This window comes from Clostridium saudiense (assembly GCF_000577815.1).
Lineage (GTDB): Bacteria > Bacillota > Clostridia > Clostridiales > Clostridiaceae > Clostridium > Clostridium saudiense.
Window position 1 is genome coordinate 1 of record NZ_CBYM010000040.1, and the last position, 23578, is coordinate 23578.

Consider the following 23578-nt stretch of genomic DNA (forward strand, 5'->3'; position numbering starts at 1 on the left):
GGGCAACTCCATATGAATTTGTGTTTTGTAATATCCATACAAAAGTCTTATGGAATTTTAGGAGATAAAAGAAAAATGGACATACCCCAGCTACCAAACTAAGAGTAAGTCCAAACAAAACAAATCAATATAAGTATAATACAAAAAACATAAAAAATATAGATGTTAGAAAGAGGAAAGTAATAATGGCAGGAAGACGAATGTTTGCAAAGACGATTATAGATAGTTATATTTTTCTAGATATGCCTTTGAGTACACAAGCATTATATTTTCATCTTAGCATGAGAGCTGATGATGATGGATTTATAAATAATTCTAAGAAAATTCAGAGAATGATAGGTTGTGGAGATGATGACTTAAAGCTATTAATAGCAAAAAAATTTTTAATACCATTTGAGTCAGGTGTTGTGGTCATTAAACATTGGAGAATTCATAATTACATTCAGAATGATAGATATACAGAAACAAATTATAAGTTTGAAAAATCCATGCTAAATATAGATGAAAATAAATCTTACACGTTCGAAGAAACTGGAAGAAAATTGATAAAAAATAAGATAGTTAATATTAAAAATGCACCGTATCCAAAATGTATACATGATGGTTACACTTCGGATACACAGGATAGGATAGGTAAGGATAGGATAGGTAAGGATAGGATAGGTAAGAACAACCTAGAAGAGATAACTGAGGATATTTGTAGTAGTATAGAAAAAGACTTAGATGTATTTAAGCATTTTGAAAAGTGTGGCTTTATAGTAAATGCAATGTTAATGGAGCAAATATCTAGTGATATAGAAGTTTATAGCAAACAATGGTTAATAGATGCAGCAACCGAAGCTATGAATAGAGGGAAAATTAATAATTATAAATATGTTTTAGGAATATTACAAAATTGGTTATCAAAAGGAAGGAGTGAAAGTGATGGAAGTAGCAGAATTACTAGCAACAACAATAGGGAAAAGTCTGATGAATGGGTTGGATTATGATACTACTATAAAAGTTTGTGAAAAGTGTGGAGATCCAATTCAAAAAGATATTGTAATTCTAAATGTTCTTAGAAGAGTTCCTATAGTTTGTAGTTGTAGAAAGAAAGAGCTAGAGGAAAAAGCAATTGAAGATGAGAATAAGGAAAAGCAAATTAGATTAAATAGCATATTTAAAAATAGTTTAATGGATGAAAAATTTAAACAATGCACATTTGAAAATTGGAATCATGATATTGGTTCAGAAAAGATTTTTAACATATGTAGTAAATATGCTAGTAACTTTACTAAAGCTAAAGAAAACAATTTAGGTTTATTAATATACGGAGCTCCTGGTAATGGGAAAACTCATGCAACTGCTTGTATAGCTAATTATTTAATGCTAAGAGGAACGCCGACAATTTGTGTAAGTATTAATAAAATGCTTGAAAGAATAAAGGAGACATATTCTTCTTATGGAAAAGAGGGAGAAGAAACTATACTAAAGAGCTTATCTAATGCAGATTTATTAATAATTGATGATTTAGGTACTGAACAAAAAAATGAGTGGTCAGCATCTAAAATATACAACATTATTGATAGCAGGTATAGAAATTCATTACCAACAATTATAACAACAAATATTAATATTAATGACTTGGAAAATATGTATCACAAAAGAACTTATGACAGGCTGATGGAAATGTGTACACCAGTAGTAAGTGATGGTAAGAGTATAAGAGCTCAAAAAGGTAAAGAAAAGTTTAATATATTAAGAGAAATTATAGGATAGTTTGCTATTAATGCTTTAGGGCATTTATATAAATAAAAAATATTAAAGAAAGGACCTTTGGACAGGCTATTAAAAGTAGTGGGGATTACAGATTTAGAATGTTTAAGTTCCTTTCAGAGATATTTATCTGGAGTAGATCATGGATAAAGAGGAATTAGAAGATATTATAACAAGGACAGTTGAATATTACTTTGAAGGCTTAACTTTTAAAGAAGCTATAAATAAAGCGTTAGAAGAAGGGTGAAAATATGGAAATAACTTATGTATACAGAGAAAGATGGAATGGAGAATACAAAGAAAAAAGATTTGATAGTTATGAAAGCTTAGGTAAATGGGTAGCAGATAATGCTACTGAAATAATAAACATAGATTGTATTCAGGAAGAAGATTAGAGAATAATTTGAAATGTTGATATATGTATGGAGGGAGTTTATGAATAACAAGAAAATGGATTATTTTGGGTGTGAAATAAATTACAGTTGCAATGAATGTGAGTGTTTTGAAAGTGATACGTCGAGCAAAAAGGAATTTTTATGCTGTAAGTATTGTTTTAATAATGTTATTTGTTGCGAAGAATGTACTAAAAACAATGAATCATTTTGAAATTATTGCGAACTAAATTATCTTTGAAAATTGAATAGTACGGTATTAACATAAGTATGTAAAATTCAGGAATTTTATTGTATAATTTTATTATATTATAAAAGGAAGGAGAGAGAATATGCTTTTGGGGGATGCAATAGGAAATATATTATCTATAGGATTAATTATTTTCGTTATATTATACATATTTTATTTAATCATCAAGATTGCTGTTAAGCATGCTATAATATCACTTTTACCTAAAATAAAGTCAGATGTTAAACAGGCTGTTATTGATGGAGTTAAGAAATGTGATTTAGAGAAAATTAATAATTAGCATAGTTAAAAAATAGATATTAAATATATTAAAAATACCGTATTATTCAAAAAAAGAATATACGGTATTTTTGGTGCGCAATTCAAAAACAGGAGGAAGAGAATGTATTATAGAGCAGATGTATATAAGGATGCAGTAGTCAAAAATAGTTTTATTGCAAATAGCGTAGACGTTTTAAAAAGTAAAGCAGAGCCTTATATAAAAGACGATAAAGTTACACAAATAGTAGTGTCAGAGGTTAAAGATATTGGATTCTTTAAAGTTCCGTCTGAACTGGAAGAGTATTTAAAATGTAAAATATTATAGTGAATGATTCAAAAATAGAAGTTTGAATATATTGCGAGCGACATTAATGTCGGTACCATGGACGAAAAGTACAAGCAAAGTTCGGATTTAAGGAGAGTTTTATGTTATTAAGAAATTTTTTAGATTTATTAGTCCAAGAACAAGATGTAAAGATATTTTCAACTGAATTAAGTGGAGATGAAGCAGTTTATATAGGTGATGCTATAAATTGTCCTTATTGGATAGCAGAATATCACTTAGAGGATGGTAGTAGTAATAAAATTTTTGTGGATAGTGAAGGTTATCTAAATATTTACTGTGAACATAGGGAGGAAGAGTAATGAAAATTAGATTATGTTATAGAGTAGAAAAAGAAGCTGGATGGGGAGAAGATGAACATGGAAATCCAACAGAAGTTTATAGTTGTGTTAAGTTAGATTGTAAAACTTATAATATTCCAAAACAGGAATATAAAGAGTTAGTTGAAGCAGGAAAGAAATTAACAGCAGTAAGCTTTAATATAGATGAAGATTTAGTTACTCCAATTACATTAAATGAGTATTTAGATAATATGGAGGAAGAGCAATGAAAAGATATAGGGTTGAATCAAGAAGTGGGAAAAATCATTTTAGAGCAGATTGCACAGAGGAAGAATTAGAATATTGGAAAGCATTATGCAAATATGATTCTATAGAGAATAAAGGTAAATGTTATTATAGGGAGTTTCCAGTTAGTAAAAATAAAAAGATTTTTTATGCTAAAGATAATCCAAATATGACAGCAGAAGAATTAGAGTTAATTCGTAAAAAATTAGGATGATTTAATGAACAATTCAAAAAATAGAAGTTTGAAAATATTGCGAAGTAGATGGAGGCATAAACATGAGGAAATTTAAAGTTGTAGTTACTGCTATAAAAGAATTTGAAATAGAACTTGATGATGTAAAAATAACAGAAGAAGAATTAGATGGTTTTGAATCAGTTTTTTACCCATTGGATGAAGAAGATGACAGAATTAAATCAATGGCAGGAGATTATTGTAGATTAAGAGCTAAATATGGACAAGGATTTATAGAAGGATATGGACATGTGTTAGAGAAAGGTAGAGTTCCATTTTCAGCCAAAATGGCCAATGTAGAGCCTAATGATGCAATAAATATAGTAGATTATAATGGTTATGAAGATGTTGAAGTTTGTGAATTATAATCCGCAATTTGAAAATATTGCGAACTAAATGATCTTTAAAAATTTAATAATACGGTGAAGACTTTATGTGTAACTATAGAATTAACAAAAAATATTGTTAAACAATAAAAAAATAATGCTAAACAATAAAAAAATTGTTTAACATTATATTTATCTGTATAATATAAATAATAAATGAATTATATAAAATGGAGATATATTATGAAAAGAGAGATTATATTTTTTGTTGAATTTGTTAGTTTAATCATATTAATTATAGGATATAAATTATTAGTATATGTTTTAAAAATTAATAATCTTGCACTTATGAATTTTCCATGTTTTATATTTACTGGGATTTTTATTGTTTTATCATTTTTAATTTTAATTCAGATAGTAATAATTATATATAATAGTGTTAAAAGTAAAATATTAAAGGGAACAATAATAATTACATCAATTATAGGTAGTATTATCTTTTTTTTATATTCATTACTAATACTTGCTTTTATGTATAATCCAGAACATATAATAGAAAAGGAAAATAAAAAAATGGTTGCTTGCGTTAAGAGTTTTTTGCAAGTTAGAGTTGCTTATTATGATTATGTAAATTGCTTTGTACGAGGAAACCAGGTAAGAATTTCTGAAGATTATGGCAGTGGCGGATATGACCCATTTGAAATAGATAAAATGCCATCACCACAAAAATATATATATTACGATGAAAATGGAAATATAATTAAATCTAACTGGTAAATCTAATTTTTAGAGTGATTTTGATTGATATTAAGACAATAAAATTATATATGAAATATGAAGAAATACCGTATTATTCAAAAAAGAATATGCGGTATTTTTTAGTGCACAATTCAAAAAAAAGAAAGTGATTATAAGAAATGTTGGAAATAAATAAGGCAAGGGAACAACAGTTAAAAGAAAGAATTAAAAGATTAGAAAGCTATGTTTATGAAGGTGATGATACACCACAGCTTAAGAAAATATATGAAGATCAAATACAATTTTTAAGAGAAGAGTTGAAAGAGTTAAAAAATAAAAATTAATCGAAAATAAAATACTCGTAAGTGAGTAATTATGTATAAAGGAGATAGAATGAGAGAAGAAAAGCTAAAAGACATAAGAGAAAAATTACAATTATACCCAATAAGAACAATTAAAATAGAAGATATGAAACTTGAATTAGAAGAATTAGAGCTAGGAGAAACTTTAAAGTCACAGGGATATGAAGAAGCAGTACAATGTTCTCCAAGATGTAAAAACAATGATGAATTAATTTATAAAAAAAATAGCTTAAAAGCAAGAATAGCTTATTATGAAACAGTAAATAAAAGAGTTGACAATTGGCTAAATTTAATTAAAACTTTAAAAGCTAAAGAAGCTATTATATGCATATATATAAATAAAATGAGTAAAACACAAGCTGCTAAAAGGTTGGATAGATGCAGGAGACAAATAGATAATTTAGTAAGACAAGGTGAAGAAGAAATATATAATTCAATTTATAACAAGAGTGAAAATTTCCATAAAGTTTCTTAGAAATTTCTATAAAATTTCCGAAAAATTTCTCACAAATTTCTAAAAATACATGATATCCTAGTATTATAGAAAATATGGAAAGCGCTTAGACAAGTTCTAAGTGCTTTTTTTTATTAAAAAAGAGGTGAGTGTATTGTGACGATAAGAGAAATATTAAAAGAAGCTCAACCAGATTATTATAGTAAGTTAGTTAAGAATCACTCCAATAAAAAGCCTAAAAAACTAACTGAAAAAGAAATTAAAGAGTTGATGAGGCATAGTTCCTATAAAAGAGGAGCTGGTGGAGCTATTAGGCAGGTGAGATGATTTGTCAAGAAAGAGACCATCTAAGCCTATTAAATCAAAAGAAAAAGTTTTAGATATACAAGATTATTTAAAATATAAAAATGAAAGAGATTATATATTATTTTTAATTGGAGTAACGACTGGTTATAGAGCAGGAGATTTAGTTAAATTAAAAGTAAGGGATATAAAAGAAGCATTAAAACGTGGTGAGTTCACTATCTATGAAGGTAAAAAAATGAACTCCAAAAATATAAGAGAAAAGAACAGAAAACCTAGAAGTGTTGAACTATTACCAAAGGTTGCTAAGATACTCAAAGAATATATAAGAGATAAAAGAGATTATGAATATATGTTTCAGAGTAGAAAGGGTAATAATCAACCAATTGGTGTACAAGCAGTTAGCAATATCTTAAAAAATGCTGCAGAATACTTTGGGTTATATAATATAAGTGCTCATAGTATGAGGAAAACTTATGCATATAAAATATATATAGATAGTGGATGTGACATAGTAGCTGTAAAAGAATTATTAGGTCATAGGAGCATTGAAGAAACTAAAGCTTATATAGGGCTAGATAGGGAAAAATATCATCAGTATAGCAAAGCATTAAATGACTTTGTAAGATGATATTTATTTTTTTAGACTATGAATGTTTAATTTTTGAGTATATCAATATTAAGGTGAAAAAAATTATTGCATATATTAGTAATAAAAAATAAAAATGAATGTGTGATTCTCCATGATAATAAAACATTCAAATGAGAAAATACGAACAATGAAATCAATAATATTAATAACATTTGCTAATAAAAAGAGGTGATTTTATGAATAAATATTTTGCTTATGAATGTACTGAATGTGGATTAATAAGTGTATATAAAGAAAATAAAGATGGTATAGGGTGCATAGAGTGCAAAGGATTTATATTACCAATAGGAAAAGCAGCAGTTAAGGAACAAAATAAAAAGGTACAAGGATTATCAGTAAAAATAAATGTTGATACTACTGAATTAGATGAAGCATTAGAAAAAGCACAGATATTAAAAGATATAACAGAAGCACATAAAAAAGTATTGATAATACAAGCCAAAGCATTAATGAGAAGAGAAGATATCGAAAAAGAAGAAGCTAGAATAAAAGATATTACTGGAATGAAGGTTTGCATAGTCAATAAGCATTTTGAGGTTATTAGGATTGATACAGGAGTAAATAATGGCTAGGGAATTTGCAAAGAAGTTTTACAATAGTCAAAAGTGGAAAAATCGTAGAGAAGAAATATTTAATAAGTATTTTGGTATATGTGCTGAATGTGGTAAGCCAGGGGAAGAAGTGCATCATATAGAATTCTTAACACCATTAAATATAAATGATCCAGAAATTACTTTAGGGGATAACAATGTAATTTTGCTATGTAAAGATTGTCACTTTAATAAGCACAGAGAAACTAATCCATTAGCTAAGAACTTTAAGAATAAGAAAAGAGTAGCTACATCAAATGGTTATTACTTTGATGAGGAAGGAAACCTAGTGCCAATAAGTAAGTATATAGTTTATGGTTCTCCTGCTTCTGGTAAGTCAACTTATGTAAGAGAACATAGAGCAGTAGGTGATTTAGTTGTAGACCTAGACTTGATTAAACAAGCTATAAGTATGGTAAGTAGAACTAATGATACAGATAATTTATTAGATATAACATTAGGGATAAGAGATTACATATACAAAAGAATAGAAGAGAATGATATAAATACTAAATCTATATGGATTATAGCATCACTACCAAAGAGAAAAGAAAGAGAAGAGTTAAGCAAGAGGTTAGGAGCTGACTTAATCTTTATAGATAAAGATATAAATGAATGTCTTAACAATGCATACTTAGATACTAATAGAAAAGATAAAACGTTAGAGAAATATATTATAGAAAAATGGTTTGCTAACTATGAACCATAGGCCCCCCTATAAAAAAGTATAGGGAGGGGTACGGAAGACCGTTGGAGTTGGGACTTCAATTTTACTCCGAACAAAATTTAAAAAAAGGGAGGGGGGATAATTTTGGATATATCCGAACAATTAGAAAGAGAAAAAAAGATTAAGAGTGAAATAAATAGACTTAAGAAACTATACAAGGATTTATCAAAAGATAAAGCCAAGGTACTTGAAGGATTAATTAAAGATGCAGCATTCATGAGAATAACTTTAGATGAATTTAGGGAAGTTTTAATTAGACATGGAACTACTGAAATTTTCAAGCAAGGTAAACAAGAGATAAAAGTCGAAAGGCATGAATCTAAATTATATTTACCTTACATACAAAAATACTCACAGGTTATGAAACAATTAATAGATCTATTACCACCAGAAGAGCAAAAGAAAGAAGCTGATGCATTAACTGAATTTGTGAATAGGAGGAAAAATAGGAAATGACCTACATAGAGGAATATTACAATAAGATAATGTCTGGTGAGATTATAGCTTGTAAGAGAATAAAGCAAGTTTATACAATGCTTGTAGATAAAATACATCATCCAGAGAAATATGATCCTTGGGTATTTGATAAAGAGTATGCAGATGATGCGATAGATTTTATAGAAACCTTTTGCAAACAAGCACAGGGAGATTTAGGAGCATCATTAAAATTAGAATTGTTTCAAAAAGCAAAGCATCAAGCAGTTTATGGATTTGTTCATAAGAAAACTAGATTAAGACAGTATCAGGAAGTATTAGATATTAGAGGACGTAAGAATGGCAAGACTACAGAGCTTGCAGCAGATGAATTATATATGTTAGTTGGTGATGGAGAAGGTTCTCCAGAAGTCTATAATATAGCTACTAAATTAGACCAGGCTAAAAAGGGGTTTAATGAATGTTATAAGATGGTTCAGCAATCACCAGATTTAAGTAAGAATCTTAAGAAAAGAAAGTCAGATATTTATTTCCCATTGAACTATGGAAGTCTACAAGCACTTGCAAGTAATTCTAATGGGTTAGATGGTTTAAATTCTCATATGGTAACTATAGATGAACTAGCAGCTATTAAAAATAGAGATATATACGACCTAATGAAGCAGTCAATGTCTGCACGAAGACAGCCACTTTTAAATTGCATTACTACTAATGGATTTATTAGAGGTGGTATTTTTGATGCACAGTATGAGTATGCCTGCAATGTGTTAGATGGGAAAGTCAAGGATGATAGATTCTTGGCTTTTATTTATGAACTTGATGATAAGGACGAATGGGACAAAGAAGAGTGTTGGATTAAAGCTAATCCAGGACTTGGAGTTATTAAAAGTTTTGATTTTCTTAGAGATTGTGTAAATAAGGCTAAAGCAGATCCTGCTTTTAAAGCTACAGTTATGGTAAAAGATTTTAACATGAAAGAAAATTCAGCTTGTACTTGGCTTAGATGGGATGAACTTAACAATGAAACTAAATTCGATATTAAGTCTATGGGGTTCAGATATGGAATTGGTTGTTTTGACTTAGCAGAAACTACAGACTTAGCAGCTGCTAAAGTTCTATGTATGAGGCCAGATGATGAAAATGTATATGTTATTCCTATGTACTTTATTCCAGAAGAAAAATTAAATCAGGAAGAAGATAATAAGGAAGGTGATAATGTTCCTTATAAGCTTTGGGAGAAACTTGGATTATTAAGAGTTTGTCCTGGTAATAAGGTTAATAAATACCATATGTTAGAATGGTTTAAAGAGATAAGGGATGAATTTGATATTTATTTACCTTGGATTGGTTATGATCCTTGGCATGTAGATGATAGTTTACTAGAAGCATATATAAATGAATTTGGTAAAGATGCAATGATAAAAGTAAGACAAGGTACTTTTACATTATCATCACCTATGAAAGAAATGAAAGCAGACCTAGAAGCTCATAAGATTATTTACAATAATAATCCTATAGATAAATGGTGCTTATCAAATATGCAGGTAAAGACAGATATTAATGGGAATATACAGCCTATTAAGGGGCAGGACAACAGAAAGAGAATTGATGGTGGAGTTACTTTAATAATCGGTTATGTAGTTCTTAGAGATAAAATGTCAGATTACTTAGCATTAATTTAATTACTTGAAAGGAGGTGAGGAAAATAAACGTATTGCAAAAGGTAAAAGGCTTTTTTAATAAGAAACCATCAGATATAAGATACAAGCTAGTACAGGATAGTGGTAATGGATTTTATTGTTGGAATGGGAATCTATATAAAAGCGATATTATAAGAAGTTGTATAAGGCCCAAAGCAAAAGCAGTAGGTAAAATGGTAGCAAAGCATATAAGAGAAGGTGAAAATGGATTGAAAGTTAATCCAGAGCCATATATGAAAATGCTTTTACAAGATCCTAATCCTTATATGTCGGGGCAAATGCTATTAGAAAAGATGATTAATCAATTAGAACTTAATAATAATGCATTTGCATTTATAAATCGTGATGAAAATGGATATCCAATTGAGATATATCCAATCAATGCAGCTACAGTCGAAGCTATTTATGATACACATGGACTATTATATTTAAGATTTACACTTAAAAATGGTAAGTTTGTAACATTTGCTTATAGTGATGTTATTCACTTAAGGCAAGATTACAATGAAAATGATGTATTTGGTACAAGTAGATTTGATGCATTACAGCCACTTATGGATATTGTAACAACAACAGACCAGGGGATAGTAAAGGCTATTAAAAATGGTGCTGTAGTAAAATGGCTATTAAAATTTAATAGCTCATTAAGGCCAGAGGATTTAAAGAAGGCAACTAAAGAATTTGTAGATAATTATTTAGCTATTGATAATGAAGTTGGTGGAGCAGCTGCAGCAGATGGTAAATATGATGCTAAACAAGTAGATCCTAAAGATTATGTACCTAATCCAATGCTTGTAGATAAAACACTTCAAAGAGTTTATGGTTTATTTGGTACTAACGATAAAATAATTCAAAGTAAGTACAATGAAAATGAATGGATAAGTTATTTTGAAGCTGAAATTGAACCAATAGCAGTTCAATTAAGCAATGAATATACAAGAAAACTTTTCTCAAGAAGAGAGAGGGGATTTGGTAACAGTATTGTATTTGAAGCATCTAATTTACAATATGCATCAATGTCTACTAAACTTGCTTTAGTTCAAATGGTAGACAGAAGGGCGTTATCTCCTAATGAATGGAGAGCAGTATTTAATTTAGCACCAGTTGAAGGTGGGGATGAATACATAATGAGATTAGATACAGCTACAATAAATACAAAAGAAGAGAATACCTTAAATAATAAGAAAAATTATAAAGGTATAAGAAAAATGAAAAATGAAAAATCAGAAAAAATATATGCTGTAGACTTTGATGGAACTCTTTGCAAAAATATTTACCCTAAAATTGGTGATGCAAAAGAAGATGTTATTAATTATGTTAAGAATCTAAAAGATAATGGGAATAAATTAATTCTTTGGACTTGTAGAACTGGTGAAGAGTTAGATAATGCTATTTCATGGTGTTCTGAAAGAGGGATAGAATTTGATGCTATAAATGAAAATTTAGCAAAAACTATTGAAGAGTACGGAACAGATCCAAGAAAAATATCAGCAGATTGTTATTTAGATGATAAGGCATTAAATTCTGATGATGTTTAACTTGAAAGGAGGTGAGGAAATTGGATATTGAAATCAGAGGTGAAATACTTGATGATGATTGGGGCGAATGGTATGAGTGGTTAGGTTATTCATGCACATATCCTAGAAAAGTTATCAATCAATTAAAATTAGCTAATGGGGAGCCTATAACAGTAAAAATTAATTCTCCTGGTGGGGATATATTTGCTGCATCAGAAATTTATACAGAGTTAAGAGGTTATTCTGGAGAGGTTACTATAAACATAACAGGAATTGCAGCAAGTGCAGGAAGTGTTATAGCTATGGCAGGCAAAAGCAGAATGTCTCCAACGGCTCAAATAATGGTTCATAATGTATCAACAGGCACTTATGGAGATTATAGAGATATGGACCATGCATCAGAGATATTAAAAAATGCAAATGATACTATAGCAAATGCTTATATGTGCAAAACTGGAATGAGTAGAGAAGAAGCTTTGGAGCTTATGAACAATGAAACTTATTTATCAGCACAAAAGGCAAAGGAACTAGGCTTAATTGATGAAATAATGTTTGAAGATGACAATAAAGTCAATCTATCAGCATTGAGTAATTTAAAAATGAATAAGCTATATAATTCTATGGCATATTCGCCAGTAGATTTAATTAAAAATTTAAAGAACAGATTTAATGATGAAAGTCATCCTATTCAAAGTCAAAAGAATAAGGATGATTTTTTATTGGAGCAAAAGGCTAAATCACTAATTAATTTAATGAAAATTGGAGGAATACAATAATGTTTAAAAACAGAGAAGATTATTTAAATCAAAGACAAGCTTTAGTAAATAAAGCTCAACAATTACACAAGGAAGGTAAGTATGAAGATTCTATGGCAGTTGGCCCAGAAATAGAAAATTTAGATAAGTCTTTCGATAACTTTGCTAAATCACAAGCAAATTTAAAAGCTTTAGAAGATAACAAAGTACCTATAAACTTAGGGAACTTATCAAATGATGCTGTAGAAGGTACTGTAATTGATAAGTTAAATAATAAAGGTGAAGGACAAGAAGAAGGTAAAGAGCCTACAGCTTATGTAAATGCATGGGCAAAAGATATGCTAGGAATGCAAATGACTAATCAAGAAAAGTCAGCATTTAACCTAGTGAATCAATTCACTCATACTACAGCTAATACAGGGATAGTTATTCCAGAAACAGTTATGACTGGAATTTGGAAAGAAATCGAAGAGCAATACCCTTTATGGAATGATGTATTTAAGACATACATAAAAGGAAAGGTTACTTTATTAAAGTCAGATAGCTCAACAGATGCTAAATGGTATGATGAAGTGACTAAGGTAGAAGATGGAAAAGAAACTTTTGCAGAAGCTACTTTAAACGGATGTGAATTAGCTAGATGTGTTACTGTTTCATGGAAGTTAAAAGAAATGGCTATAGATGAATTTATACCATTTATTCAAGGGCAATTATCAGAAAAGATTGGTGCAGCTTTAGGATATGGGGTATCACATGGAAGAGGTACACCAGGTGTTTCAGATGGTTGGAAAGAAGAACCTATGGGGATTGTAACAGTATTAAATAAGGCAGAAAATACAAGCCAAGTAATAGAGTATGAAGGAACAGAGCCAACATACAAACAAATGACAGGAGCTATGGCAAAGGTTAAAGGGGCATATAAGAATGGTGCTGCAATTTATGCGAATGGTACAACTATTTGGAATGAACTTGCAAATATAGTTGATGCTACTGGAAAGCCTTATTTTGTTGCTAATCCTATTGCAGGTGGAGTTGGTACAATACTTGGTAAGGTTGTAAAAGAAGATGATAGTATGTCAGATGGAGAAATCTTAATCGGAAATCCTAACAGAGGATATCATGCAAATATCAATAAGCAAGTATTACTTGATAGTGAAGATCATAAAAAGGAAAGAGAAACAGATTACTTAGCTTATGGTATAGTAGATGGGAATGTAAGAACAGTAAAAGCATTTGCTTTATTAAAAAAAAAGTCACTCTAAGAGAGTTTAATAATAATGATTCACTACTTGATGGAGAAGTTAATAAAAGATTATATAATTCAGAATTAGATGAGAATTCTAGAGATGAATTAAATGATAAAACAGTAGCAGAACTTAAAGACATTGCTAGGACTAATGGATTAACAGGCTATTCATCATTAAATAAAGAGGAATTAGTTGAAGTAATAAGAGCCACTATATAGTGGTTCTTTTTTCTTTATCTTTGGGAGGCAATATGTTATTTGAAAAAATAAAAAGAAACTTAAGAGTAAGTATAAATGCATTTGATGAAGATATTAGGGATTTAATAGAAGCAGCTAAAAAGGACATGGAAAGTCATGGAGTTAAAAAGATTGAAGAGGATGATCCATTAATAATAAGAGCAGTTGATTTATATTGCAAATGCTATTTTTACTTAGAGAATAAGGATTCAGAAAGATATTTAGAAAGCTATAAATCATTAAGAGATCATTTAAGTTTGGCAGGTGATTATAATCATGAATGATGTTATAGAGTTAGAATGTGTTAACTATAAAGAGAGTGACGATATAGGGGATGCGGTAAAAGGTGAAGCATATTGGAATAGAATATATGCTAAGAAAAAATCTATTACACAAAGTGAATTTTACCAGGCACAAGCACAAGGATTTAAACCAGAATTAAAATTTGAAATTAATTCATTTGAATATGAGGACAATAAAAAGATTAGGTATAAAGGAAGAATATATAAAATTCTTAGGACCTATGAAGTTTCAACAGAGAAAATGGAAATTGTGTGTATAGGTAATATAAATGGCAATTCCTAAGAGCGTTATTAAGTTTAAAAAAGGTAATGTTGAGTTTATTAGTAATGTTGATAGAGTTCAATATACCTTAAATGAATTAACTAGAGCAGCTTTAAGAGATACTGGTAAATTCTTATGTAATAGGTTTAGAAGCGGTTATTATGGCTTGTTTAAAAAGAAAAAAGGTTCAGTAGGAAAGTATACACAATATTGGGTAAGAAAAAAGGATTTAGACCTACAAATAGGGATAAAACCAAACGCCTTTTATGGTGGATTCCAGGAATTTGGGACAAGTAAAACTAAGAAATTAGGGTTATTAACCAAGATCACAGAGAGTAATATTGCAAAGATAGTAGAAATACAATCCAAGTATTTAAGTTCTTTAGAGGATGAAGCGAAGGCATTAGCATTAATAAATGAAGGAGAGTACAAAGGAGGGGCAGATGGCGACTAAAACAATAGAGCTTAGAAAAGTAGTAACTAAGCTATTAAAAGAAGTTAATAAACAAGTTTACTATGAAAGTGCTACAGATGAAGCAACATTCCCTTACATTGTATATAACTTTGATACTGTTAATTTAAATAATTATCCAAGGGATGATATTTTCTTAACTATAGATGTATGGGACCAGGGTGGAACTAGCACAACGGTTGAAACTTTGGCAGATAACATTGAAGAAGCTTTAAACATGGAGAATAAGCCAAGTGATAAAGTGATGCCAACTTTTTATTTAGAGGACAGAAGATCTATATCAGATGAAGATGAAACCATAAGAAGAAGGCAGCTAAAATTTACAATACAAAATTACTATATAGGAGGACGATAATATGCCAAATCCACAAAGATTATTATTAGGTCATGGGGTGTATTCTATTGGTGAGGTACCAGTTGGATTAACTCGTGGCGGTGGTCAATTTGTAGTTGAAAAGGAATATAGAAATATTGAAGCAGATGGGGATAGGGGACCTGTAAAGGGTAGAATTAACCAGGACAAGTCAACGCCTAAATTAACAGTTAATGCATTAGAGGTAATAACTGAAAATATACCAAAGATGTATGCAGCAGTTAAGGCAACAAAAGAATCAGAAGAACAAAAGACTATAGTAACAGGAAAAGGAAAGATAGAAGATTCAGATTACAATGACTTTGTAAAGTGGACAGGAAAGACCAAAGGAGGTAGAAGTGTTGTAATTAAGTTATTTAATGCAATAAACTTAGAAAACTTTGATTGGTCACTAGCCGATAAAGATGAAGTTGTGGCAGCATTAACATTTACAGGATGCTATTTAGAAGATAGTCCAGAAGATTATGAGCCATGGGAAATTGAATACTTAGACTAATAAATAGATTAACACAAGGAAGGGACAACCCTTCCTTTTTATTTAGGAGGAATACGATAATGAGAAAATTAAATACAAGTGATGTTTTTGCATTTACAAGATTAGTTAAGGAAATTGGATTAAAGGAAGAGATTAAAAATATTACTGCAAAGGTTGCAGAGGAAACAGATGTTAAAGCATTAGGGATTGATATTATCTTTACTTTAATAGAAAAGTTTTCAGAAGTTAATTCAGAAAATGCATTATATGAGTTTCTAAGTAGACCTTTAGAAATATCTAAGGAAGAGGTTGGAACCATGGATCTATTTGATTTAGTTGAAAAAATAATGCAAATAGCAGACGTGGAGAAGTGGAAAACTTTTTTAAAATTAGCAATTCGATAGACTTAATCGAAGTTGAGGAATTGCTTTTAAGTAGGTATGTCAATCTGGATTATATTTTAAATCTAGGATTTTATGAAGGCTATGAGCTTATTATAAAAGCTTATGAGAAAGAGTTAGAAGCTAAAGCTTGGGATAGATGGCTTGTAGATTATAGAAAAATGAGTAAGGAAAACTTTATAAGTTTTGAAGAGTATAAGGAAAACTTATTCACTATGAACACTATCCAGGAAAAATACTTAACAAAAGAAGAACTTCTCAAAGAAGCTGCAGAAATTGAGAGAAAAATCACTAATAAGAAAAGAGGTGATTAGTTGGCAATAGAAGTATTTAAGCTCTTTGGGAGCATCATGGTTAAAAATGATGAAGCTAATAAGAACATCAGCAAGACAGAAGAAAAGGCAGAGGGATTAGGCAAAAAGCTTATTGGTGGTATTGGTACTGCTGCAAAGTGGGGGGCTGCAATAGCAGCAGCCGCAGGAACTGCAGCAGTAGGATTAGGAACAGTAGCAACAAAGGCAGCAATGGACTTTGAAGCTCAAATGTCAAATGTAGCAACCTTGTTAGATGGTGATGTAAATAAACGTGTTGGAGAGTTAGGGGATACCGTTAAAAAGCTTTCAATAGATACAGGAACATCAACTGACCTGTTAACAGATGGTTTATACCAGGTAATATCAGCCTTTGGAGATACCGCAGACAGTATGGGAATATTGGAAACTGCAAGTAAAGGAGCAAAGGCAGGTAATGCAACAGTTACAGATTCGGTTAACTTGTTAGCTGCAGTAACAAAAGGTTACGGTGATACATCAGCAGCAGCAGCAGAAAAAGCATCCGACCTGGCGTTTTTAACTGTTAAGTTGGGGCAAACTTCATTCCCAGAACTTGCATCAAGTATGGGTAAAGTAATTCCATTAGCATCAACAATGAAAGTAAGCCAAGAGGAATTATTCGGAGCAATGGCAACATTAACAGGGGTTACAGGTAACACCGCAGAAGTTTCTACACAGTTAAGAGCAACAATTCAAGGGATGTTACAACCTACAACCGCAATGGCAGGAAAGATAAAAGAGTTAGGCTATGAAAATGGTCAAGCTATGATTGAATCTTTAGGACTACAAGGAACACTTGATAAGCTTAAAGATAGTGTAGGCGGAAATGAGATAGCATTTAGTGAACTATTTGGTTCAGTAGAAGCAAAAAATGCAGTATTAGCACTTACAGGAGCACAGGCAGAAAACTTTACAGAGAAGACAAATGCCATGAAAGATGCAGTAGGAGCAACAGATGCAGCATTTAAGAAGCAAACTGATAATGTTAAAGCGAATTTTGGGAAACTAAAGAATACATTTGATGTAATGATGATTAGTTTAGGTGAGAAATTCTTACCTGTACTTAATGATCTATTAAAATGGGTAGATAGTAAAATGCCATATATTCAAAAAATCTTGGAAACTACATTTGATACAATAGGCGGAGTAGTTTCGTGGGTTGGTGGAATACTCCGAGATTTTGGAGAAGTAGCCAATGGAATTTTTGGGTTAGTTGGAGGAAAGTTTGAAGAAATGAAAAACGCCTTCAATAATTCAATGGATGAATTTGACGATTATGGAGAAGCATTTAAAAGTATGCTAGAGGTCATAATGGGACCAATAGGGGGTTTACCTATATTTGAGGAAATAGGAAAGATAATGTCAGCTATACATGAGATTATAGCAAGAGTTAAAGGTGGAGAAGGTATTGCAGAAGCTTTTAAAGCAGCCTTTGAGTGGAGAGATTCAACCGTAGGAAATGCATTACTTGACCTTATTGGATTTTGTACAACTATTTTCCAAAGTATAGAATCAGTTATAAGAACTGTAATAGAAAACTTAGGTCCAATTTTTGACGGATTGAAAAATCTATTTAGTATTACAATGAGTGCATTAGCTACCGCCTGGGAAAGTTGGGGTAAACCAATATGGGGATTCTTTGTTGAAGCAGTTCAAAAGGTGGCAGAAGTATTTAATTATGTATGGCCAATAGTAGCAAATATTTTTAGTGGTTTATGTGATACACTAAGTAATTTATGGTTTAGCATATTAAAACCTGTATTTGAAGCAATAGGATCATTTGTACAGAGTGTATTATTACCTATTTTTTCTGGTGCATTTAATGATATAGCAAATGCAGTTATGACCGCATTTAATTTCATAGGAACGCTATGGAATACAGTTTTAAAACCAATACTAGACGGTATTATTAATTTTGTTGGTGGTATTTTTAGTGGTAATTGGTCGCAGGTTTGGACTGGAATAACTCAAATGCTAACAGGTATATGGGGAGCTATAAAGATGATTATATGGTCGCCAATAGAGTGGGCGATTAATAAAATAAGCGGAATAGTAGACAGTATAACTGCACCGTTTAGACAAGCTGCAGATGCAATAGGAAATATATGGTCAAGTATTAAAAGTGTATTTAAGTTACCTCACTTTACTTTTAGTGGTTCAATGAATCCATTGAAATGGTTAGATGAAGGATTACCAAAGGTAGGCGTTGAATGGTACGCTAAAGGAGGGGTAATGCATCAGCCTACTGTATTTGGAATGAATGGACCTAATGCAATGGTAGGCGGAGAAGCAGGACCAGAAGCAGTAGCACCAATAGAAACATTAATGGACTATGTAAGAACTGCAGTAGCAGAGGGCATGGGAAATAATAGCGTAGACTATAATAGACTATTTAGTATTATGGTTGAAGCATTCACACAGGCTATTGTAGCAACAGGAATGAATAACATGGCTTTCTATGTAGATAAAGAAAAACTAGGTCAAGCAATGGCAGGAACTAATGATAAAATAGATGGTCAAAGAATGAAACTAGCAGAAAGGGGGTTGATTCTTGAATAATGGCTTATGGTATTAGAAAAAATAATAAACATAGTTTTGATGATTTTGGGTTAACTATAAAATCTAAAAAAATAGGAAATCCAAAGAAGAATAAAATTAAAGAAGAGGTCCCCTTTATGAATGGATCATATGACTTTAGTTTACTATATGGGGAGCAAACTTATTCAGAAAGACAGTTAGAATATACTTTTAACTTAAATGAAAGAAATAAGATAGCAATGAATATAAAGAAAATGCAAGTCCTGGAATGGTTAAATGATGGAGGTAAACAACCTCTATATGATGATACTATACCAGGATTTTATTTTCTGGCAGAGGTTGAAGATGATGACTTTAGCGAAGAGGGAAGCAATGGAGAAATAACAGTAACATTTAATGCGTATCCTTATAAAATTTCATCAAGAAATGAAGGGCATGACATTTGGGATGATTTTAACTTTGAGTTAGATTATGCACAAGATACAAAGTTTACTGTAGCAGGTGAAAAGAGCATAGAGCTTTATAATTTAGGTTCTTCAAGAATAACTCCAACAGTAAAGACAACATCAGCCTTTGATGTAATAAAAGGCGAAATAACTTATAAATTTAATACAGGAGTTACAACCGATTGGAGGTTTATACTTGAAAAGGGATTAAACAATATAGTTATTCGTGGAACAGGTAATATTGAATTTATATTTAAAAGAGAGGTGTTATAGATGTATGAGGTAGTTATATTAAATGATGGGGTAGAAACTATAATAAATGCAGTTTCACCAAGTCCAGAAGCACCAAGGCTACCATCTGGAACTATAAAGCAAGGAATTAATACTATAGATTCATTTACCTTTGAAATATATCCAAGCAATATAGGATATAGTAAAATAAACACATTAACTACATCAGTAGAAATAACAAATAAAATAACCAATGAAAAAGAGTTTAGGGGTAGAGTATTATTACCTACTCCTAAAATGGATTCAAGTGGTAAATTATATACTAATGTAATATGTGAAAGTGAATTAGGTTACCTTAATGATAGTACAACCAGGTACGGTGAATACCATGATATAAGCGTTAGCGACTTTTTAAAAGTTATGATAGATAATCATAATAGTATGGTTACTGCAGATAAAAGGTTTGAATTAGGTATAGTACAAATAACAGGTAAATTATATAGGTTCCTAGACTATGAAAAAACATTTGCAGCAATAAAGGATAAGTTACTTGATAGATTAGGTGGAGAGCTTAGGGTAAGATGGCAAGATGGTAAAAGGTATTTAGATTATTTAATCAAAATAGGGGAAAAGTCAGAATCTGAAATAAGATTAAGTAAAAACCTTAAAACTATAGAGCAGGAAAGAGATCCTACATCAATAATACCTAGATTAGTACCTTTAGGGGCAAAACTTGAAGATAGTGACGAAAGAATAACTATTAAAAGTGTTAATAATGGCAAGGACTATATAGATGATCAAGAAGCTATAGCGGAATTTGGATTAAGTCAAGATTGTATTGTATGGGATGATGTTAATGTACCATCAATATTACTTACTAAGGGTAAAGAAAGGCAAAAAGAAATTAATAGAATAAAGAAAAAGCATAAATTAGAAGCTTTAGACTTATCAATAATTGGACTTGACTTTAATTCTTTTAAAGTAGGGAATGAACATCCTGTAATTAATCCTATTATGAATATAAATGAATATATAAGGATTACAGAAAAAACAACTCAAATACACAACCCACAAAGTTCGTCATTGATGATAGGGGATAAATTTGAAGATATGAAGCAATATAATCTTAATAATAATAAAACTGCAAAGGTATTAGAAACCGTAAGAGGTCAAATAAATACTACTGTAGATGTTGTTGGTAATGTATCTACTGAATTAAATAATACTGTAGAGGTTGTTAATAATACAGTTGAGGTCCTGGCATCAACTAACCAAACAGTAGCAGCATTAAATGCAGCAGTTATTGATATTAACCAGAGCTTACAAGAAAACATAAATAAAACCCTAGAATTAGCAAGAGTAACTAATGAAATAACAGACAGCCTTGAAGTAACAAATCAAAGGGTTGATAAATTAAAAATTAGAGTTAATATGGGGGTTTAATGTATGGAAGAGTATAAAAGAATAGCTGCAGTAGCATTAAATGATACGGAAACAACATTATATACAAATTCAAAGGGTGCTATAGTAAAAACTATATTAATGTGCAACACAGCAGCAGAAGAAGTGGATGTAACACTATCATTGGATAGTGTTATTTTTATATTTAAAATAGCACCTAAAGAAACGGTAATAGTAGATAAAGTGATATTAACAAATGCAGTAAAAGCAAAAGGTAGTGGAGTTAATATTCATATATCAGGAATTCAATTATAAGGAGGTAATTTATGAGTATACAAAATTATTTAAATCAAATAAAAACTGCTGTATTCGGAAAAGATGTAAGGCAATCAATCCATGATGCAATAAAACAATGTTATGATGATGCATCAGTTGATCATGACAATGCCAATATGGAAGTTAAACTTGCAAGAGGAACACATGAAACATTAAATGATAGAATAACTGAAAATGAGAAAAATCAAGAAAATTTAAGTTCGCAATTGGATAAAAAAGTAATGCTTATAAATGAGGAAAATATAGGTTCAGATATTAATTTGAGATTTCATAGAATTAAAATATTATAATAATAAATGTAACAAGTAATTGATAAATGTAAATAAAAGTTATATAATATATACAAACGTACGTTCGATAAAGTTTATAAGGGAGAGAGAAAAAATGAAATCTATTATTGAGATGAAAGATGAAAATGGAAATGAATACTATCCTAAAACAGTTGCTGAAGCTGTTACTTGTAAAAATGGGGAAAATATAGAAAGTGAATTGGAACAAAATATTCGAGAAATATCAGCTAAAATTGAAGCTGTTGAAAATAAAAGTGCAACTAAAACGGAGCTTGAAGTAGAGAGAAATAGAATAAATGGTATTTTAGCACTTCCTGAGGGTTCACCAATGGGAGAAGCAGAGTTGCAAGATATAAGAAATGGAGGAAATGGGAAAGTATATGGTAGTGCTGGTGATGCAGTAAGAGGTCAATATAATGATATTTTAAATGAAGTTAAGTGTGAGTTTAATATAGATTATAGTAACAATATAGTGAAAGGGAAGTATATCAATTCAAGTGGTAATGAGGTCTCTTTAGCTGGATATAACTATGTTAAAATGTTATATGTATATGGGATGTATAGTATAAGACTTGAAAATATTGCAACAAGTGGCGCTGCTTGTATTGTAGCATACGATAAAAACAAAACTCTTATAGGTAAAATAAATACATCTAATTGGACACCTAGTACAGAAACAATTGTATTAAATGATAATATACATTATGTTTCTATCTCATATAGTGATAGTAATACATTAACAATTAATGGGCGAGGTATCAAATATATTGTTTTTAATAATGAGAATAAAGTTAATTCTATAATTAACGATATTTTTGAATTTCCTTTACAAACACCTGTTAAATATAAAAGGGTTAACTCAGTAGGTAAAGTTGTAGCATCTTCTACCGATTCTAAAGTTATAAGTTATATACCTATAAAGCCAAATACAATTATTACATTAGAAAATATAATGACTTTAAATGCTAATGGATATTGTTATGCTTACTACGATAAAAATTTTAAATTTATTAAAATTGGTACTGATAAAAATTGGGAGACTGTAACAATTACAGAAACAACACCTAATGATGCGTATTATGTTAGCATAACTTATAAAGATGGTAATGTACCACGAGTTTATACAAAAGATTTAACTGTTTATAAAAACATAGATGATTATTCTCTAGATAAATATAAAAATACAACTATAATTTGGATTGATGATGATAGTGATAAAGTTGGTATTGAATATGTTTATTCAGCATGTATAAACAAGGGAGTAAATGCAACATTAGCTTGTCTTTCTAAAAAAATTAGCGAAGATACTACACTTAAAACAAGACTTTTGGAAATGGAAGAACAAGGTCTTGAAATGGCATTACATGGTTATACACATGAAAATTCAATATGGAGCAATGACAACTTTGATTCAAAAAGCATTATTAGCAATATAACTAAAGGTTATAGAGAGATGAAAGATTTTCAAAATTACAGACACTTAGTAACACCAAACGGTGCAAATAGCGATATGATTAAATCAATTGCAAAGCGATTTTCACCTTGTCTTGTAAGTGCATGGGAGGGAGTAAATAAAAAAGAGTGGGGCGATAATAGTAGATACAACTTAGGTAGATATTGGATGACTAACCACACACTTGAAGAGTTCAAAACAGTAATCGATGGATTAAGACCTAAAAATGATTTGCTTATTCTTGCAACACATTCTGCGCCTAGTGTAGCTCCATGGGATGCTGAAAAAATAGAAGCAATGTTACAATATGTAAAAGATAGCGGATACAATATTGTTACATTAAGTGAGGGGATTAAATATTTCTTTGATTTATAATTATTGATAAATATTGTTCGTAAAAATTAAAGATATTTTATACTCATGTT

Annotated in this window: 36 protein-coding genes; all 36 read left to right on the forward strand. The window is 30.3% G+C overall.

The annotated features are described in order from the left end of the window. Positions 1–185 precede the first annotated feature (185 nt). The 36 genes from TY07_RS18635 to TY07_RS14650 all read left to right on the forward strand — a co-directional run bounded on the left by TY07_RS18635 (position 186) and on the right by TY07_RS14650 (position 23528). Positions 186–989: a DnaD domain-containing protein gene (locus TY07_RS18635; protein ID WP_198134010.1), complete on the forward strand. Its 804-nt coding sequence runs from the start codon at positions 186–188 to the stop codon at positions 987–989. Beyond that, positions 970–1758, forward strand: a complete 789-nt coding sequence (locus TY07_RS14505) for an ATP-binding protein (RefSeq protein ID WP_052330750.1) — start codon at positions 970–972, stop codon at positions 1756–1758. The genes TY07_RS18635 and TY07_RS14505 overlap by 20 nt, the downstream gene beginning before the upstream one ends. Before the next feature lie 248 nt (positions 1759–2006). Continuing rightward, positions 2007–2150, forward strand: coding sequence for a hypothetical protein (locus TY07_RS18135; RefSeq protein ID WP_157029188.1), 144 nt, complete (start codon positions 2007–2009; stop codon positions 2148–2150). A 40-nt stretch (positions 2151–2190) separates the two neighbouring features. Beyond that, positions 2191–2361, forward strand: coding sequence for a hypothetical protein (locus TY07_RS18140; protein ID WP_157029190.1), 171 nt, complete (start codon positions 2191–2193; stop codon positions 2359–2361). A gap of 118 nt (positions 2362–2479) precedes the next feature. After that, a complete protein-coding gene (locus tag TY07_RS14510) occupies positions 2480–2677 on the forward strand; it encodes a hypothetical protein (RefSeq protein WP_042401633.1) in 198 nt (65 codons plus the stop codon). A 102-nt stretch (positions 2678–2779) separates the two neighbouring features. Continuing rightward, positions 2780–2983 (forward strand): hypothetical protein, encoded by a 204-nt coding sequence (locus tag TY07_RS14515; RefSeq protein WP_042401638.1) that lies wholly within the window; start codon positions 2780–2782, stop codon positions 2981–2983. Positions 2984–3084: 101 nt separating this feature from the next. After that, positions 3085–3303, forward strand: coding sequence for a hypothetical protein (locus tag TY07_RS14520; protein WP_042401641.1), 219 nt, complete (start codon positions 3085–3087; stop codon positions 3301–3303). Further along, positions 3303–3551: a hypothetical protein gene (locus tag TY07_RS14525; RefSeq protein WP_042401644.1), complete on the forward strand. Its 249-nt coding sequence runs from the start codon at positions 3303–3305 to the stop codon at positions 3549–3551. Before TY07_RS14520 ends, TY07_RS14525 begins: the two co-directional genes overlap by 1 nt. Next, positions 3548–3781: a hypothetical protein gene (locus tag TY07_RS14530; RefSeq protein WP_042401645.1), complete on the forward strand. Its 234-nt coding sequence runs from the start codon at positions 3548–3550 to the stop codon at positions 3779–3781. The genes TY07_RS14525 and TY07_RS14530 overlap by 4 nt, the downstream gene beginning before the upstream one ends. Before the next feature lie 62 nt (positions 3782–3843). Beyond that, positions 3844–4167 (forward strand): hypothetical protein, encoded by a 324-nt coding sequence (locus TY07_RS14535; RefSeq protein WP_042401648.1) that lies wholly within the window; start codon positions 3844–3846, stop codon positions 4165–4167. A 201-nt stretch (positions 4168–4368) separates the two neighbouring features. Next, a complete protein-coding gene (locus tag TY07_RS14540; protein ID WP_052330747.1) occupies positions 4369–4902 on the forward strand; it encodes a hypothetical protein in 534 nt (177 codons plus the stop codon). 140 nt (positions 4903–5042) lie between these two features. Beyond that, positions 5043–5207 carry a hypothetical protein gene (locus tag TY07_RS18145; RefSeq protein WP_157029192.1) on the forward strand — a complete coding sequence of 55 codons (165 nt, stop codon included), beginning with the start codon at positions 5043–5045 and terminating at the stop codon, positions 5205–5207. A gap of 31 nt (positions 5208–5238) precedes the next feature. Beyond that, the gene (locus tag TY07_RS14545) at positions 5239–5700 is read left to right on the forward strand and encodes an RNA polymerase subunit sigma (protein ID WP_198134011.1); all 462 of its coding nucleotides are present in this window, start codon (positions 5239–5241) and stop codon (positions 5698–5700) included. 135 nt (positions 5701–5835) lie between these two features. Continuing rightward, positions 5836–6006 carry a hypothetical protein gene (locus tag TY07_RS18430; RefSeq protein ID WP_198134012.1) on the forward strand — a complete coding sequence of 57 codons (171 nt, stop codon included), beginning with the start codon at positions 5836–5838 and terminating at the stop codon, positions 6004–6006. 1 nt (position 6007) lies between these two features. Further along, positions 6008–6613 (forward strand): tyrosine-type recombinase/integrase, encoded by a 606-nt coding sequence (locus TY07_RS14550; protein ID WP_042401654.1) that lies wholly within the window; start codon positions 6008–6010, stop codon positions 6611–6613. 197 nt (positions 6614–6810) lie between these two features. Next, on the forward strand, positions 6811–7206 hold the full coding sequence (locus TY07_RS14555; RefSeq protein WP_042401657.1) for a hypothetical protein: 396 nt from the start codon (positions 6811–6813) through the stop codon (positions 7204–7206). Further along, a complete protein-coding gene (locus tag TY07_RS14560) occupies positions 7199–7933 on the forward strand; it encodes an HNH endonuclease (RefSeq protein ID WP_042401664.1) in 735 nt (244 codons plus the stop codon). The genes TY07_RS14555 and TY07_RS14560 overlap by 8 nt, the downstream gene beginning before the upstream one ends. 102 nt (positions 7934–8035) lie before the next feature. Beyond that, positions 8036–8407, forward strand: a complete 372-nt coding sequence (locus TY07_RS14565; protein ID WP_042401666.1) for a hypothetical protein — start codon at positions 8036–8038, stop codon at positions 8405–8407. Then, entirely contained in the window at positions 8404–10068 is a 1665-nt protein-coding gene (locus TY07_RS14570) for a terminase large subunit (RefSeq protein WP_042401669.1), read from the forward strand. The genes TY07_RS14565 and TY07_RS14570 overlap by 4 nt, the downstream gene beginning before the upstream one ends. A 32-nt stretch (positions 10069–10100) precedes the next feature. Next, the gene (locus TY07_RS14575; RefSeq protein ID WP_242833269.1) at positions 10101–11624 is read left to right on the forward strand and encodes a phage portal protein; all 1524 of its coding nucleotides are present in this window, start codon (positions 10101–10103) and stop codon (positions 11622–11624) included. Between the two features lie 20 nt (positions 11625–11644). Continuing rightward, positions 11645–12379 (forward strand): head maturation protease, ClpP-related, encoded by a 735-nt coding sequence (locus TY07_RS14580; protein WP_042401676.1) that lies wholly within the window; start codon positions 11645–11647, stop codon positions 12377–12379. Further along, positions 12379–13620: a phage major capsid protein gene (locus TY07_RS14585; RefSeq protein ID WP_042401680.1), complete on the forward strand. Its 1242-nt coding sequence runs from the start codon at positions 12379–12381 to the stop codon at positions 13618–13620. Before TY07_RS14580 ends, TY07_RS14585 begins: the two co-directional genes overlap by 1 nt. Beyond that, entirely contained in the window at positions 13599–13823 is a 225-nt protein-coding gene (locus tag TY07_RS18905; RefSeq protein ID WP_367657580.1) for a Rho termination factor N-terminal domain-containing protein, read from the forward strand. The genes TY07_RS14585 and TY07_RS18905 overlap by 22 nt, the downstream gene beginning before the upstream one ends. Positions 13824–13855: 32 nt before the next feature. Beyond that, positions 13856–14125, forward strand: coding sequence for a head-tail connector protein (locus TY07_RS14590; RefSeq protein WP_042401683.1), 270 nt, complete (start codon positions 13856–13858; stop codon positions 14123–14125). Further along, positions 14118–14426, forward strand: coding sequence for a phage head closure protein (locus tag TY07_RS14595; protein ID WP_042401686.1), 309 nt, complete (start codon positions 14118–14120; stop codon positions 14424–14426). Before TY07_RS14590 ends, TY07_RS14595 begins: the two co-directional genes overlap by 8 nt. Continuing rightward, positions 14413–14859, forward strand: coding sequence for an HK97-gp10 family putative phage morphogenesis protein (locus tag TY07_RS14600; RefSeq protein WP_042401687.1), 447 nt, complete (start codon positions 14413–14415; stop codon positions 14857–14859). The genes TY07_RS14595 and TY07_RS14600 overlap by 14 nt, the downstream gene beginning before the upstream one ends. Then, positions 14849–15232: a tail completion protein gp17 gene (gene gp17 / locus TY07_RS14605; protein WP_042401690.1), complete on the forward strand. Its 384-nt coding sequence runs from the start codon at positions 14849–14851 to the stop codon at positions 15230–15232. Before TY07_RS14600 ends, gp17 begins: the two co-directional genes overlap by 11 nt. 1 nt (position 15233) lies before the next feature. Continuing rightward, complete coding sequence (locus TY07_RS14610; protein WP_042401692.1) at positions 15234–15746, forward strand: hypothetical protein; 513 nt, start codon at positions 15234–15236, stop codon at positions 15744–15746. A gap of 59 nt (positions 15747–15805) precedes the next feature. Further along, positions 15806–16129 carry a hypothetical protein gene (locus TY07_RS14615; RefSeq protein WP_042401694.1) on the forward strand — a complete coding sequence of 108 codons (324 nt, stop codon included), beginning with the start codon at positions 15806–15808 and terminating at the stop codon, positions 16127–16129. Continuing rightward, entirely contained in the window at positions 16096–16440 is a 345-nt protein-coding gene (locus tag TY07_RS14620; protein ID WP_042401698.1) for a hypothetical protein, read from the forward strand. Before TY07_RS14615 ends, TY07_RS14620 begins: the two co-directional genes overlap by 34 nt. Positions 16441–16476: 36 nt before the next feature. Beyond that, positions 16477–19017, forward strand: a complete 2541-nt coding sequence (locus tag TY07_RS17460) for a phage tail tape measure protein (protein WP_198134013.1) — start codon at positions 16477–16479, stop codon at positions 19015–19017. Continuing rightward, positions 19017–19715: a phage tail domain-containing protein gene (locus TY07_RS14630; protein ID WP_042401701.1), complete on the forward strand. Its 699-nt coding sequence runs from the start codon at positions 19017–19019 to the stop codon at positions 19713–19715. Before TY07_RS17460 ends, TY07_RS14630 begins: the two co-directional genes overlap by 1 nt. Continuing rightward, positions 19716–21116, forward strand: a complete 1401-nt coding sequence (locus TY07_RS14635; RefSeq protein ID WP_052330749.1) for a phage tail spike protein — start codon at positions 19716–19718, stop codon at positions 21114–21116. Positions 21117–21119: 3 nt separating this feature from the next. Further along, entirely contained in the window at positions 21120–21389 is a 270-nt protein-coding gene (locus TY07_RS14640; RefSeq protein ID WP_042401705.1) for a hypothetical protein, read from the forward strand. 11 nt (positions 21390–21400) lie between these two features. Further along, a complete protein-coding gene (locus TY07_RS14645) occupies positions 21401–21700 on the forward strand; it encodes a hypothetical protein (RefSeq protein WP_042401708.1) in 300 nt (99 codons plus the stop codon). A 94-nt stretch (positions 21701–21794) separates the two neighbouring features. Next, positions 21795–23528 (forward strand): polysaccharide deacetylase family protein, encoded by a 1734-nt coding sequence (locus TY07_RS14650; RefSeq protein WP_042401711.1) that lies wholly within the window; start codon positions 21795–21797, stop codon positions 23526–23528. Positions 23529–23578 lie beyond the last annotated feature (50 nt).